Raw genomic sequence first — 13,118 nt, forward strand, 5'->3', positions numbered from 1 at the left:
ATATCGCCATTCGCAGCCACCGGCCTCCCCGTAGCCAGCCCGTTCCACATCTTCTATGTTGTGTGCTTCTTCCAAGCCGACGGCCACCCGATGTCCTCTTCGCTGGAGCAACACCCGGACCACCTCAGGCGCAGCCTGTCCAACCGCCACCTTCAGCTGATTGCCATCGGCGGCGCCATAGGCACCGGGTTGTTCATGGGCTCGGGCAAGACCATCAGCCTGGCTGGCCCGTCGATCCTTCTGGTCTACCTCATCATCGGCGTGATGCTGTTCTTCGTGATGCGCGCGATGGGCGAGCTGCTGCTTTCCAACCTGGCCTATAAGTCGTTCATCGACTTCTGTACCGATCTTCTGGGGCCCTGGGCCGGGTTCTATTGCGGCTGGACCTACTGGTTCTGCTGGATCATCACCGCCATCGCGGACGTGATTGCCATCGCCTCGTATGCCCAGTTCTGGTGGCCCGGGCTTGCGCCGTGGATACCCGCGCTGCTTTGCGTACTGCTTCTTCTGTGCCTGAACCTTGCGACCGTGAAACTCTTCGGCGAAATGGAATTCTGGTTCGCCCTTATCAAGATCATCGCCATCGCGGCGCTGATCGTGGTGGGCTTCGGCATGGTGGCCTGGGGCTTCACCGCGCCATCCGGGCACAAGGCATCGCTGAGCAATCTGTGGAGCGACGGCGGCATGTTCCCGATGGGACTGTCCGGATTCTTCGCCGGCTTCCAGATTGCCGTATTTGCCTTCGTCGGCATCGAACTGGTCGGCACCACCGCCGCAGAAACCGCCGACCCGACGCGCAACCTGCCCAAGGCCATCAACTCCATCCCGGTACGCATCATTCTTTTTTACGTGCTGTCTCTGGTGGTCATCATGGCGGTGACCCCGTGGCGTGAAGTGCAGCCCGGCCGCAGCCCGTTCGTTGAACTTTTCGTGCTCGCTGGCATTCCCGCCGCCGCCAGCCTCATCAACTTCGTGGTGCTGACCTCGGCGACCTCGTCGGCAAACAGCGGCATCTTCTCCACCAGCCGCATGCTGTTCGGCCTGGCGCAGGAGAAACACGCACCGCAGGCCTTCGCGCGACTGTCCAGCGCCGCCGTGCCATCGCGCGGCTTGCTGTTCTCGTGCCTTTGCCTGCTGGCGGGCGCCACGCTGGTCTACATCATTCCGAACCTGGTCACCGCTTTCACGCTGGTGACCACGCTGGCCGCCGTGCTCTTCATGTTTGTATGGTCACTGATTCTCGTGGCGTACATGGCCTACCGCAGGAAGCGTCCGGAATTGCACGCCGCGTCCGCATACAAGATGCCCGGTGGCGTATTCATGTGCTGGGCATGCCTTGCCTTCTTCGTCTTCGTGCTGGGCCTGCTATCCCTGGAAGCCGACACGCGCCAGGCCTTGCTCGCCAGTCCCGTATGGTTTGCGCTGCTGGCGGCGGGCTATGCGTGGAAGGGACGCGGAGCGAAGTCAGTTCGCTGACTTCGCTCAACCCACGCAAGGCGCAAATTCGGCAACCTCCCCGTAAGCCAATCTCCAGTAGACGCAACACGAGCGCGCATAGCAGAATGCGAGACTGGCAGTCCTTCGGGGGAAGGGTGTCAGATGCGAGTACAGCCGCTCAGGGGGAGCTTCGGGTTATGTACGGACGCAAGAAGGTAAGGCAACGCCACGAGGACGCCCTGTCGCGGGTGTCGTGGCAAGACTTTGAACACCTGATGGCAAACTATTTCCGCAGTCAGGGATATGTGGTCGAGCACACGGGGACCGGCGCTTCCAGCACAGCATTTGATGGGGGAATCGACCTCAAGCTGCGGCGCAACGACCAATACATTGTGGTGCAGTGCAAGCACTGGAACGCGTTTCAGGTACCGCACAACGACGTGCATCAGCTCATCGGCGTCATGCAGACCCAATGTGCTTCGGGTGCCATTTTCGTCGTCAGCGGCGAGTACACGAAGGCAGCTCTGGATGCCGCTGCGCAATGCAACACATTGCGCCTCATCGACGGCACGGAAGTTCGCGCACTTCTGGGAGATGCCGTCATCATGGCAGCTGCCGCGCGGGCGCCGCACCATGAGCCCGACTGGACCATCCCATCGTTTGCGCAGCCGAAAACCTTGCGTCGCCGATCCCGTAACGACTGGCTGCTTCATCGCATGACCCTCGCCGTGGGCTTTGCGATGTGCGTAGGGTTTGGCATGTCGATGTTTCTGAGCAGCGGAGCCATTCACTCGCGCCCGCCGGTTCCTCAGAACACCACGCTGCCCACACAGGTTGCAGCCATTCCGCAGCCGGTGATCGCGCCGCCGCCACATCCTACGTACACAGCCACACAGATGACGCCCGCGCAACTGAAAGAGTGGGAGCATAAAAACGCCGAGGCGATGCAGATCATGGAACGCACGACCAAGGCGCTCTGACGAGCGCCTTGGTCGTGAGCCGAACGGATTCGGGTCGGCCCGGACGATCAAGCCCGGCCACCTTTGGCCGCCGTGTCCCGGCCTGGGCGGCACGGTTGAAAATCGCGATGCCGTAGCCTCGCCCGCCATTCACCGCACCGCGCGCACGATCCGTCGCAGGACGCTGGCAGAAACGCCGAGGGGGCGCTCCAATCGGAGCACCTCCACCCATCGGGCATCCCCATGCGCAGCACTCTCACCCTGGCACTGTTGTTTTGCCTCGCCGCGACACAGGCACACGCAGCCACCCCGAAAGAAGATATCGGCAAAGTCGTTGATGCTTTTCAGAAAGCCATCATCACCCATGACGGCAAAGGCCTGGAGGCGATGTTCCTGCCCAAAGGCGGCGCGTGGATCGACGTGATGGATGACGCGAGTTTCGCGATCATCAAGGCGCAAAAGCCCGACGCCATGCGCATGCACACCGCTGACTACAAGCCGTTCTGCGATTTCGTGGGAAGCACCGACAAGCGTATCGAGGAGAAGTTTTCCAACGTTCGCATCGAGGCCGATGACAACGTCGGCATGGTGTTCTTCGACTATGTATTTCTCATGGAGGGCCAACCCACCAATCACGGCGTCGAAACATGGCAGATGGTTCGCACCGATGGCGGCTGGAAGATCGGATCAATGATGTACTCGGTCTCGCTGGACAAGCCGAAAAAGTGATGCTTTCCAACGTCATCGCCACCTGCGAAGTGGCCGATGGCAGAATACGTCGACTTTGGTATCCGCCGCCGCATTGAGCATTCCGTTGAACACACGCACCGCCAGCCGGCCGCATATACCCTTCGCGCTGCCGTTGCTGGCGGGCCTGCCGATTGTGCTGTGCATGGCGGTGATGGGCCTGCCTGAGTTGTCGTTCCCCCACGCGGGGCAATATCGCGCCCTGTACGCCACCTGTTACCTCCTGTGGAGCGTGCCACTCACCGCGATCCAGCGCGCGCTGTGGCGGCGCGTGTCTCCGTGGACACTGGCTACGGCGATGCTCGTCGTGACCTACATCTTCTCGGTAATCAACAACAGCCTTGGCTGGATGATGGCCGCGCACTGGCGTGTGGCGACGGCGTTCTCGTGGACTCGCATATTCCAGGGGCTGGATGGCTGCTGGCTCGCGCTGATCGCCTTCTGCGCCATCCATGCCGTTGTGTCGTACTACTACGAACTGCGCACCACTGAGCAACGCCTTCGCGACGCCCAGAACCTGGCGCGAGATGCCCAGCTGCGTGCCCTGCGTTACCAACTGCACCCTCACTTTCTTTACAACACCCTCAACGCCATTTCCTCGCTGGTGCTGGAGCATCGCAACGACGACGCAGCACGCATGCTGTCCAGCCTGGGCGACCTGCTCCGCGCCACGCTGGACAGCGGCGACACTCATTCGGTCACACTGGCCGAAGAACTGTCGATCACCCAGCTGTACCTCGACATCGAGAAAGCACGCCTCGGCGACAGACTGGTTGTGGACATCCGCGTCGGTCCCGACGTGCTCGCCGCCCGGGTTCCTTTCCTTCTTCTCCAGCCGCTGATGGAGAATGCCGTGCGCCACGGCATAGCCATGCGGCGCACAACCGGCCACATCCACCTGGACATTGCGCGCGCGGGCGACACTTTGAGGGTGACCCTGACCAACGACGGCATCGAAGAGGCTGGCAGGGAAAGCGAGCGCCCGGGTGCCATCGGGCTTCGCAACGTACGCGACCGGCTGGCCACGCTGTATGGCGACGAGCAAAGCGTCAACGTCGACATTGCACCCAGCGGATCGTGCGTCGTTACCGTGACCTTCCCCCTTCAGTCAGGCCCACCCCTGAAGGTGATGGATTGATGGACGTGTTGATCGTCGACGACGAACCGCTCGCTCGCAGCGGCGTCCGGACACGACTGGCACGGCACGCCGGCATCCACGTGATCGGCGAGTGCACCGACGGAGAGCATGCACTGGACAGACTGACAAATACGCACGTAGATCTCGTGTTTCTCGATATTCAGATGCCGGGAGTCAACGGCCTGGATGTGCTGCGTCAGTTGAAGCCCGAGCAACGCCCGCTATGCATTCTTCTGACGGCATACGACGACCATGCCGTACACGCGTATGACCTGAAGGTACTCGACTACCTTCTGAAGCCCATCAACGATGCGCGCTTCGACGAAGCAATACAACGCGCACGCGATGCCATGGACGCCAAGCGACACCTCTCGCAAAAGCGCCATAGCCACGTTCACCGATTTCAGGTGCGAGTCGGACGTCGCGACCTGCTCATCAATGCCGGCGACATCGACTGGTTCGAGGCCAGCGGTGACTACGTCGGACTCCATGTGGGAAGCGCCACACACCTCATACGCGAGACGATGCTTCAGGTGGAACAATCGCTTGATCCGGAACGCTTCGTCCGCATCCACCGATCCACTATCGTGCGTATTGACCGTATCGCCGAAACCCAGGCGCTGTCCAACCGCGATTGCATCGTTCGCCTGCACGACGGCACGATCCTGCGGGCAAGCCGCAGCTACGTGGCCGCGATGAAGGCCTTGCTGGAGCGGGGAACGCTTTAGCGTCGACCGACCTGCCGTGCATCCAGCCGCACCGTCACGCTAATCCCTGTACCAAACCGGACGAAGTCGCCGACTCGCTGCCCGACAAGGCAGCCGCCAGCGTCCATGCACCAAGGCCGCACGCAGCGGTCGCGCAAAAGCCGCACGAATGCACGCACCCTCACCCACCATCGCCGCCATCATCTCTTCCCTCTTATCCGGCGAGATGATGAGCTTCCGACCATTCGCCAGGACCACGAGAAACGGTGACGTAGCATTGCGAATATGCAGTCGCACCCAGCGATGCCGGGGGCTGTAGTAGAGGCCATCCACGGCAAAGAATGCGCCATGGCCTGGCACACGTTTCAACCCGTACATGATCGAAGCATCCAGGTAGATGGATGCGCCAGCCAGCGAATATTGGCGACACCACGCAAGCTGCCGGATACGCAACTCCCCACCCGAAACCGCATAGTCCTGTGTGGCAACGACGTAACGCACGGCCACAACAAGCACCGTCACCAGCCAGACCGTCAACGTCCACGGCGAGCTCAATCCATGGAAGGCCAACACCAGGACATCAACAAAAACAAGCACAGTGATCGACATCACCGTGCTGCATACGAGCGCCCTGCTCCGATGGGCATCAAACACCTTCATCCCGAATACCTCGCGCCCCGAAGACCGCGACACGATCTCGCGCGGCAGATTTCCGGGCAACGAGAAAATTCTGAGTTTTTACGGAATTAGCTGAAGGTTTTGTCAGCTGGAGACAGGACTATGCCTAATGGGAGATGTGTGGACGAGCCGTCACACACATTCGGCGAAAGTTACGAAATGGATTCCATGACTGCGCAACATGCGCCGCACGGTCTGTCACTACACAAGTGTGGATCGTCGCCGAGTAGTGCGAATCAAATGGAAGCCCGCAGTTCATACATCACCGATGACCAGAAGGCCAAACAGCGAGCGCTGGCATTCACCGGAATGGCAGACCTGCGTGCTCGCTTTGGAATTGGCTCAGATGACGCCGTCGACGAGAGTCACTGATCCACAGACTCTCGCCGTAAGCGCGGCACGCTCGCGTACAAACCGTCCACTAAGGCAGGCGAATCCAACCCGTGATGCAGGCGACGATGGCAGTTGGGGCAAAGGGCGACGGCATTGGTGATGGTGTCGGAACCACGGTCAGCGAGACGACGTACATGGTGTACTTCCAGGAACGGTCCATGGATATCGTGGAACGGCGCGGGCAGCCCACAGCAATCGCACACGCCGTTTGCTTCTTTCAGCACCCATGCGCGCACGTCCGGATCACGGGCGTAGCGCTTCACCACGACCGATGTCGACGACGGATGTTTGCTGCCGCCAGGTAGATTTTTTGGGGGACGTCTGGCGGCGCCTCGATAATCCAATTGTTCCGGTTCACGCTGCTCGACCTCGGCAATCATGCCCTCCAGCCGTTGAGCCACCACCGCTCCGACGTTCGATGCTGGAACCAGCCCCTTGATCCAAGCTTTACCCGACATATGAAGCACCGCCGAAATGTTCTGCATACGGCGCTCAAATGCCGAGGGCGAACGATTCCAGGTGTGACCCAAGACACGATAGACCTCCGCCTTGACGAACGGCTGCCCCGCCAAGGCCTTTTCACGCATCTGCATATAGGCCCGGACGGACGCCATCAGTTCGTCATCCGTCCACGGTCGCTCTTCGCTAATCAGCGTGATACGAACCGGGCTAACGGAATCCTCCTGGATAAATCGTTTGGATCTCTTGGCTTCCGAATGCACCGAACGGGTCAGGGCCGCCATCGGCGTTTGCCCTATCGGGCTATGGCGCCGGCCCGGGGTCGTCAATAATTCGGGAAATCGCTCCGCGGCCTGACGAGCCAATTCGGCGGCGTCCAAGCCATCAGGAAAGTCGGCCAAGATGGCCGCCATTGCGTTTGCCACTGACATGGATGTCGCCCCAACCTCGACAACCACGGAGGATAGCGAAATTTCTCAAAGACCTCACCCTACCCTACCCTAAAGGCAACGCATCCCCGGCCGATATGTGGTCAATGCCTTGCCCGACATCATCGGTCATAGTTGACACAACGGGCAGTCGAGGCTTATGGATTCAGCCACGGAATCGAACAAGGGGGGCCACGATGGCCAAGTTGATACCGGCACGGGGGACGTGCCTTCACGGGATGACTTCCGGAGAAAAGCGGGTTTCAGAGCGTCTGGAGCAGAAGCTCGATGACGACTATTTGCTTTGGTACGACGTACCCATTGGGCTCAAATACAGCAAACCCGACTTCGTGGTGTTTCATCCGCGACGGGGCCTGCTTGTTCTTGAAGTAAAGGACTGGAAGCTCGAATCAATTCAGAGCTTCGACAAAGAGAGTTTTGCGCTACTGACCTCACAAGGACTGGTGCGAAAACGAAATCCCGTGGCTCAAGCGCGGCTTTACTCGCTAGAGATCGGAGTCGTACTGGAGCGCGATCCGCTACTGCGACATCCTCCTGAGTCAAAATATGCTGGCAAGTTGGTATCGCCTTGGGCGTACGGCGTTGTTCTGACCAACATTAGCCGCAAGCAATTCGATGCGGCGGGCCTGGACCAAGTCATTCCTTCCCACTTGGCGATTTGCCAGGACGAAATGGTTCCATCGGTCGAGTCTGAAGCGCTTCAATCTCGTCTTTGGAACATGTTTCCGTGGCACTTTTCCGTCGCCATGAGCCTGCCGCAGATCGACCGAGTTCGCTGGCATCTTTTCCCTGAGATTAGGGTCGTTCCTGGCGAGGGCCAGTTCGGGCTGTTCGACCATCAGGAATCGAGTAAGACGTCGCTTGCCCTTCCAGACATCGTAAAAGTCATGGATATGCAGCAGGAGCAGCTTGCCCGATCCATTGGCGATGGCCATCGAGTGATTCATGGCGTGGCCGGCTCTGGCAAAACCATGATCCTCGGCTATCGATGTATGCACTTGGCGCGGCAGCCCATCAAGCCAATTCTGGTCCTTTGCTACAACAAGACTCTTGCAGCTAGGTTGCAGCAACTTATTGGCGAACGCGGCATCAGCGACAAGGTCCAGGTTTACAACTTCCACGCCTGGTGCATGGCACAAATCCGCTTTTACGGCTTGGTGCGCCCTGCCGGCAAGGACTTTTTCAACAAGCTCATCGAAGCGGTCATTGATGGCGTTGATAAAGGCTTGATTCCTCGTGAGCAATACGGCGCCATCCTCATTGATGAAGGGCACGACTTCGAGCCGGACTGGTACAAGCTAATCGCGCAAATGGTCGATCCGGCCACCAATTCGCTTCTCGTCCTTTATGACGATGCTCAGAACATTTACGGAAAAGCCACGCGCCGAAAGTTCACCTGGAAGAGTGTAGGTATCGACGCCGTTGGCCACACCACGATCCTAAAGCTCAACTACCGCAACACTGTGGAGATCTTGGCGGTGGCGCGCGGATTCGCGGAGGCTTTATTGGATCACCGCGAGGCGGCGGACGATGAAGTGCCTCTCGTCTGCCCCGAGTCAGCGGGCCGGCGCGGCGAGATTCCCGAACTCGTTCGGGTGGGTAGCCGAGACGAGGAAGTGCGCTTCGTGATCGGCCGAATTCGCGATGAAGTAGCTCATGGCCGCTCGCTTTCCGATATCGCCGTGATTCACCGCAAAGATCAAGATGGGCAGTGGTTCTTTGCCGAACTCGTCCGGGCCGGTATCGCCTGCCGACTGGCAAAGGGAGATGGAAAGGCTGATCTATTCACCGGCGAGCCGTCGGTAAAAATTGTCAGCATGCACAGTAGTAAGGGCCTAGAGTTTCCTGTCGTATTGATTCCACGCGTCGGGCAGATGCCCAGCGGGAAGGACGAAGAGGAAAAGGATGCCCGATTGCTATATGTCGCTATGACCCGAGCGACGGAGCGCTTGGTGCTCCTGAGCGATCAACCATCACAAATTTCCGACCGCGTATCGGAGTCGATAAGCCGCGTAAAGGTCGCAAGCGACGCGAGTCTCAGTATCGCTTGAACGAATGGGAAGCTCATGAAGGGGCGTCGGATTCGCCGCCCCTTTTGTTACCTCACCCGCACTTCGAATATCCGCAATTCAAGCAAGTCTGACACCCATCCAGGAGCACAAGAGCCTGGGTATTGCACTTGCTGCACAGCGTGGCGCCGGGCGGGAAGCTGGCTTCGGTGTCTGAACTGGTGAAGCTGCTCAGGTCGGCGGTGGGGGCTGCGGCGATGGGAGCGGGCTTCTTTGCTGCGGCCTCGTAGGCCGCGCGTTTCTCCGCGATGAGGGCGCGGGTGGCGTCGCTCATGTCCGGGTCGTGGATGAGGCCGATGGACTTCATGTGGGTTTCGATCGTGGCGCCGATTTCGGCGACGATGCTGGGCATGTAGATGCCGCCCGCCTTGAAGTAGCCGCCACGCGGGTCGAATACGGCCTTGAGCTCTTCAACGATGAAGGTCACGTCGCCACCCTTGCGGAAGACGGCGGACAGAATTCGGGTGAGCGCCACGATCCACTGGAAGTGGTCCATGTTCTTCGAGTTGATGAATATCTCGAAGGGGCGGCGCTGTTCGTGGGGGGTGCCGGCGTTGAGAACGATGTCGTTGACGGTCACGTACAGGGCGTGCTCGAAGAGCGGCGACTTGATCTTGTACGTACTGCCAACGAGGGTCTCGGGACGCTCGAGGCTTTCGTGCATGTGGATGACTTCGGCCATGGGCGCGGCGTCACTCACGGGGGCCGGGGCTGTTGCCTGGGCGGTTTTGTCTTCGGGCTTCACGACCTGGTAGCCCGTGATCTTCTTCTCGATCTTGATCGCCATGGCGTTGTGCTCTGTGTAGATCCTGGACAAAGGCAGCCCGGAGGGGTGCGGCCCGGCAGGTGCCGGGCCGCACGAGTACTACTTACTTGCGACGGACGCCACGTGCGGCGGACTTGCGTGCCGCGGTACGACCCGTCTTCTTGCTGGCAGTGGACCTCTTGACCGCCGGAGCGGCTTTCTTTGCAACGGGCTTGCGCGCCGTCTTGGTGCTGGCGACCTTACGGGTCGTCTTCTTGGCCGTGCTGCCGCGAACGCCAGCCTTGCGGCCGAGCTTGTTCACAGCCTTCGTGACTGCCTTGCGGGCGGTCGAAGCCTTCTTCGCAACGCGGCCGGCCGTCTTCTTGACTGCCTTGCGTGCGGTGGTGGCGGCCTTGCGGACGCCCTTGGTCACGGCAGCCTTACGGCCTGCAACCTTGCGGGCCACCTTCTTGACGGCCTTCTGGAGCGCGCCCTTGCGGGTCGTGACCTTCTTCGCAGCCGACTTCCTGACGGCGGCCTTCTTGACGGCAGTCTTCTTGACGGCCTTCTTTGCTGCGACCTTCCGGGTGGCTGCCTTCTTGCCAGCAACCTTCTTCGCGGCAACCTTCTTCACTGCTGCCTTCTTGACGGCCGTCTTCTTGGCGGGCGCCTTCTTGGCCGCAGCCTTCTTGACCGCAGCCTTCTTCACGGTGGTCTTCTTCACAGCCTTCTTGGCGGTCGCCTTCTTAGCTGCGGCCTTCTTGGCCGATGCTTTCTTGGCCGGTGCCTTCACGGCGGCCTTCTCAGCAACAGCCTTCTTGGCCGAGGCCTTCTTCGGCGCCTTTTTAGCCACCTTCTTCGGTGCAGCTGCCTCGACGACTGCCGGAGCGGCCTTGCGGGAAACCTTGCGAGCCTTCTTTACCGGTGCTGCTGCGACGACCGGCTCTTCGACGACCGGTGCTTCTGCAACCGGCTCAACGACCTTCGGTTTACGCGGCTTGCGCTTCACGACCTTCTTCACCACGGGGGCTTCGGAAGGGACGGGAGCTTCTTCTACTGCGTCAATTACCGGCGTGACGTCGGTAGCGTTGGTGTCGAGATCGAGCGTGTCGCCTTCGACAACCTGGTTTTCATCAGACATTTTTATCCCTCTCCGCGGGGTCAGAACTTGCCGTAATAGCCTTCCTTCAGGGCATCAAAAAGGTTGGCGGCGGTATGCATTTCACCGTCGTACTCCACCTTCTCGTTACCTTTCAGTTCGACAACGCTACCGTCTTCCAACTCGAAGCGGTAGAGGGTGTTTTCCAAATCGGTTTCTTTTACCAGTACACCCTGGAACGCGGCGGGGTTGAAACGGAATGTCGTGCACCCCTTCAAACCCTGTTTATACGCGTAAAAATAGATGTCTTTGAAGTCTTCGTAGGGATAGTCGGTGGGCACGTTCGCCGTTTTTGAAATGGATGAATCAATCCACTTCTGGGAGGCCGCCTGGATGTCCACATGCTCTTTTGGACTGATGTCGTCGGCCGAAACGAAGTATTCGGGCAGTCTGGCCTTAGGATCTTCGGAGTACGGCATCGCCTGTGCATTGATCAGGGCGCGGTATGCCAGAAGCTCATAGCTGTACACCTCGACCTTCTCTTTTGACTTCTTTCCTTCGCGAATGACGTTGCGCGAATAGTGGTGCGCGAAGCTCGGCTCGATGCCGTTGGATGCATTGTTCGCCAGGCTGAGCGAAATGGTGCCGGTGGGCGCGATGGAGGTGTGGTGGGTGAATCGCGCGCCGGTTTCCGCCAGGGACTGGACCAACTGTGGCGCCACTTCCGCCACCCGCTGCATGTAGCGGGAATACCGTGCGTGCAGCACGCTGCCCTTGATGGAGTCGCCCACCTTGTAGCCGTCGCGCACCATCTCCGGGCGCTTGCGCAGCATGTCGCCCGTCACTTCATAGGAGGCGGCCAGCACGGGAGCCGGGCCTTTTTCCTTCGCAAGATCCAGTGCCACTTCCCATCCGGCCACCGCCATGTCGCGGGACACAGCTTCGGTGAAGGTCACGGCATCGGCGGTGCCGTAGCGCATCTTCAGCATGGTCAGCGTGGAGCCCAGACCCAGGAATCCCATGCCATGGCGACGCTTGCCGATGATTTCCTGGCGTTGCTGTTCAAGCGGCAGGCCATTGATTTCCACCACGTTGTCGAGCATGCGGGTGAAGATTTTCACCACCTCGCGATACTCCTCCCAGTCGAACCGCGCCTTGGGGCCGAATGGGTCACGCACGAAAGTGGTGAGGTTCACCGAACCCAGCAGGCAGGAGCCATAAGGCGGCAGGGGCTGCTCGCCGCACGGGTTGGTGGCGCGGATATGCTCGCACCACCAGTTGTTGTTCATCTCGTTGACCCGGTCAATGAGGATGAAGCCCGGCTCGGCATAGTCATACGTGGACACCATGATCATGTCCCACAGATGCCGCGCGCGGATGTGGCCGTAGATCTTGCAGGCCACCAGGCCATCTTCGCGGACCACATAGTTCTGCGTGGTGGGCCACTCGCGCCAGATGACCTTCGTAGCATCGTTCAGGTCAAGCTCGTCCTGCTCTTTCACATGAATGGGAAAAACGGTGGGCCAGTCGCCATCGCTCTCCACGGCATCCATGAAGCCATCGGTGATCAGCAGCGACAGGTTGAACTGGCGCAGGCGCCCGTCCTCGCGCTTGGCGCGGATGAATTCCTTGGCATCGGGGTGACTGATGTCGAACGTGCCCATCTGCGCGCCGCGCCGGCCACCTGCCGACGAGACGGTGAAGCACATCTTGTCGTAGATATCCATGAAGGACAGCGGGCCGGATGTGTAGGCACCCGCTCCCGAGACGTAGGCGCCACGCGGCCGTAACGTGGAAAATTCGTAGCCGATGCCGCAACCGGCTTTCAGGGTGAGGCCGGCCTCGTGCACCTTCTCAAGAATGTCATCCATCGAATCGTGGATGGTGCCCGAGACGGTGCAGTTGATCGTGGAGGTAGCCGGCTTGTGCGCCAGCGCCCCCGCATTGGATGTGATGCGACCGGCAGGAATGGCACCGCGACGCAGCGCCCACAGGAATCGCGCAAACCAGTGCGCACGCAATTCTTCCGTAGCCTCCACATCAGCCAGCGCGCGGGCCACGCGCGAGTAGGTCTCGTCCACACTGCCGTCGACGGGTTCACCCGATTTGGCTTTCAGGCGGTACTTCTTGTCCCAGATGTCGTACGAGGCGGGCTGAAGCGGGATGACCGCGGCTTCAAGCCCTGCGGCTTGCGCACGTGCAGTGCTCATCGGTGTGTCGTCCTCGGTCTCGGCCATG

At 60.0% G+C, this 13,118-nt stretch carries 11 protein-coding genes; 6 read left to right on the plus strand and 5 right to left on the minus strand.

Features of this window, described 5'->3' with window-relative positions:
- Positions 1-90 precede the first annotated feature (90 nt).
- The 5 genes from cycA (at position 91) to FHW69_RS11485 (ending at position 5,009) form a co-directional block, all read left to right on the plus strand.
- A complete protein-coding gene (gene cycA / locus FHW69_RS11465; protein ID WP_183423181.1) occupies positions 91-1,476 on the plus strand; it encodes a D-serine/D-alanine/glycine transporter in 1,386 nt (461 codons plus the stop codon).
- A 158-nt stretch (positions 1,477-1,634) separates the two neighbouring features.
- Complete coding sequence (locus FHW69_RS11470; protein WP_183423182.1) at positions 1,635-2,417, plus strand: restriction endonuclease; 783 nt, start codon at positions 1,635-1,637, stop codon at positions 2,415-2,417.
- Positions 2,418-2,639: 222 nt separating this feature from the next.
- Positions 2,640-3,125, plus strand: coding sequence for a nuclear transport factor 2 family protein (locus FHW69_RS11475; protein WP_183423183.1), 486 nt, complete (start codon positions 2,640-2,642; stop codon positions 3,123-3,125).
- An 85-nt stretch (positions 3,126-3,210) separates the two neighbouring features.
- Complete coding sequence (locus tag FHW69_RS11480) at positions 3,211-4,281, plus strand: histidine kinase (protein ID WP_183423184.1); 1,071 nt, start codon at positions 3,211-3,213, stop codon at positions 4,279-4,281.
- A complete protein-coding gene (locus FHW69_RS11485; RefSeq protein ID WP_183423185.1) occupies positions 4,281-5,009 on the plus strand; it encodes a LytTR family DNA-binding domain-containing protein in 729 nt (242 codons plus the stop codon). The genes FHW69_RS11480 and FHW69_RS11485 overlap by 1 nt, the downstream gene beginning before the upstream one ends.
- A gap of 39 nt (positions 5,010-5,048) precedes the next feature.
- On the opposite strand, the gene FHW69_RS11490 is transcribed toward FHW69_RS11485, so the two are convergent.
- Both FHW69_RS11490 and FHW69_RS11495 read right to left on the minus strand, forming a co-directional pair.
- Positions 5,049-5,648 (minus strand): hypothetical protein, encoded by a 600-nt coding sequence (locus FHW69_RS11490; RefSeq protein WP_183423186.1) that lies wholly within the window; start codon positions 5,646-5,648, stop codon positions 5,049-5,051.
- 383 nt (positions 5,649-6,031) lie between these two features.
- Positions 6,032-6,931 carry an HNH endonuclease gene (locus FHW69_RS11495; protein ID WP_183423187.1) on the minus strand — a complete coding sequence of 300 codons (900 nt, stop codon included), beginning with the start codon at positions 6,929-6,931 and terminating at the stop codon, positions 6,032-6,034.
- A gap of 212 nt (positions 6,932-7,143) precedes the next feature.
- On the opposite strand from FHW69_RS11495, the gene FHW69_RS11500 reads away from it, so the two are divergent.
- A complete protein-coding gene (locus tag FHW69_RS11500) occupies positions 7,144-9,018 on the plus strand; it encodes a nuclease-related domain-containing DEAD/DEAH box helicase (RefSeq protein ID WP_183423188.1) in 1,875 nt (624 codons plus the stop codon).
- Positions 9,019-9,070: 52 nt separating this feature from the next.
- On the opposite strand, the gene FHW69_RS11505 is transcribed toward FHW69_RS11500, so the two are convergent.
- From FHW69_RS11505 to FHW69_RS11515, 3 genes are all read right to left on the minus strand, one after another.
- Complete coding sequence (locus FHW69_RS11505; RefSeq protein WP_183423189.1) at positions 9,071-9,823, minus strand: NrdJb; 753 nt, start codon at positions 9,821-9,823, stop codon at positions 9,071-9,073.
- Positions 9,824-9,905: 82 nt separating this feature from the next.
- Positions 9,906-10,922 (minus strand): hypothetical protein, encoded by a 1,017-nt coding sequence (locus tag FHW69_RS19225; protein WP_183423190.1) that lies wholly within the window; start codon positions 10,920-10,922, stop codon positions 9,906-9,908.
- 20 nt (positions 10,923-10,942) lie between these two features.
- Positions 10,943-13,090, minus strand: a complete 2,148-nt coding sequence (locus FHW69_RS11515; RefSeq protein ID WP_183423257.1) for an adenosylcobalamin-dependent ribonucleoside-diphosphate reductase — start codon at positions 13,088-13,090, stop codon at positions 10,943-10,945.
- Between the last annotated feature and the right edge of the window lie 28 nt (positions 13,091-13,118).

The organism is Luteibacter sp. Sphag1AF (assembly GCF_014192715.1).
Lineage (GTDB): Bacteria > Pseudomonadota > Gammaproteobacteria > Xanthomonadales > Rhodanobacteraceae > Luteibacter.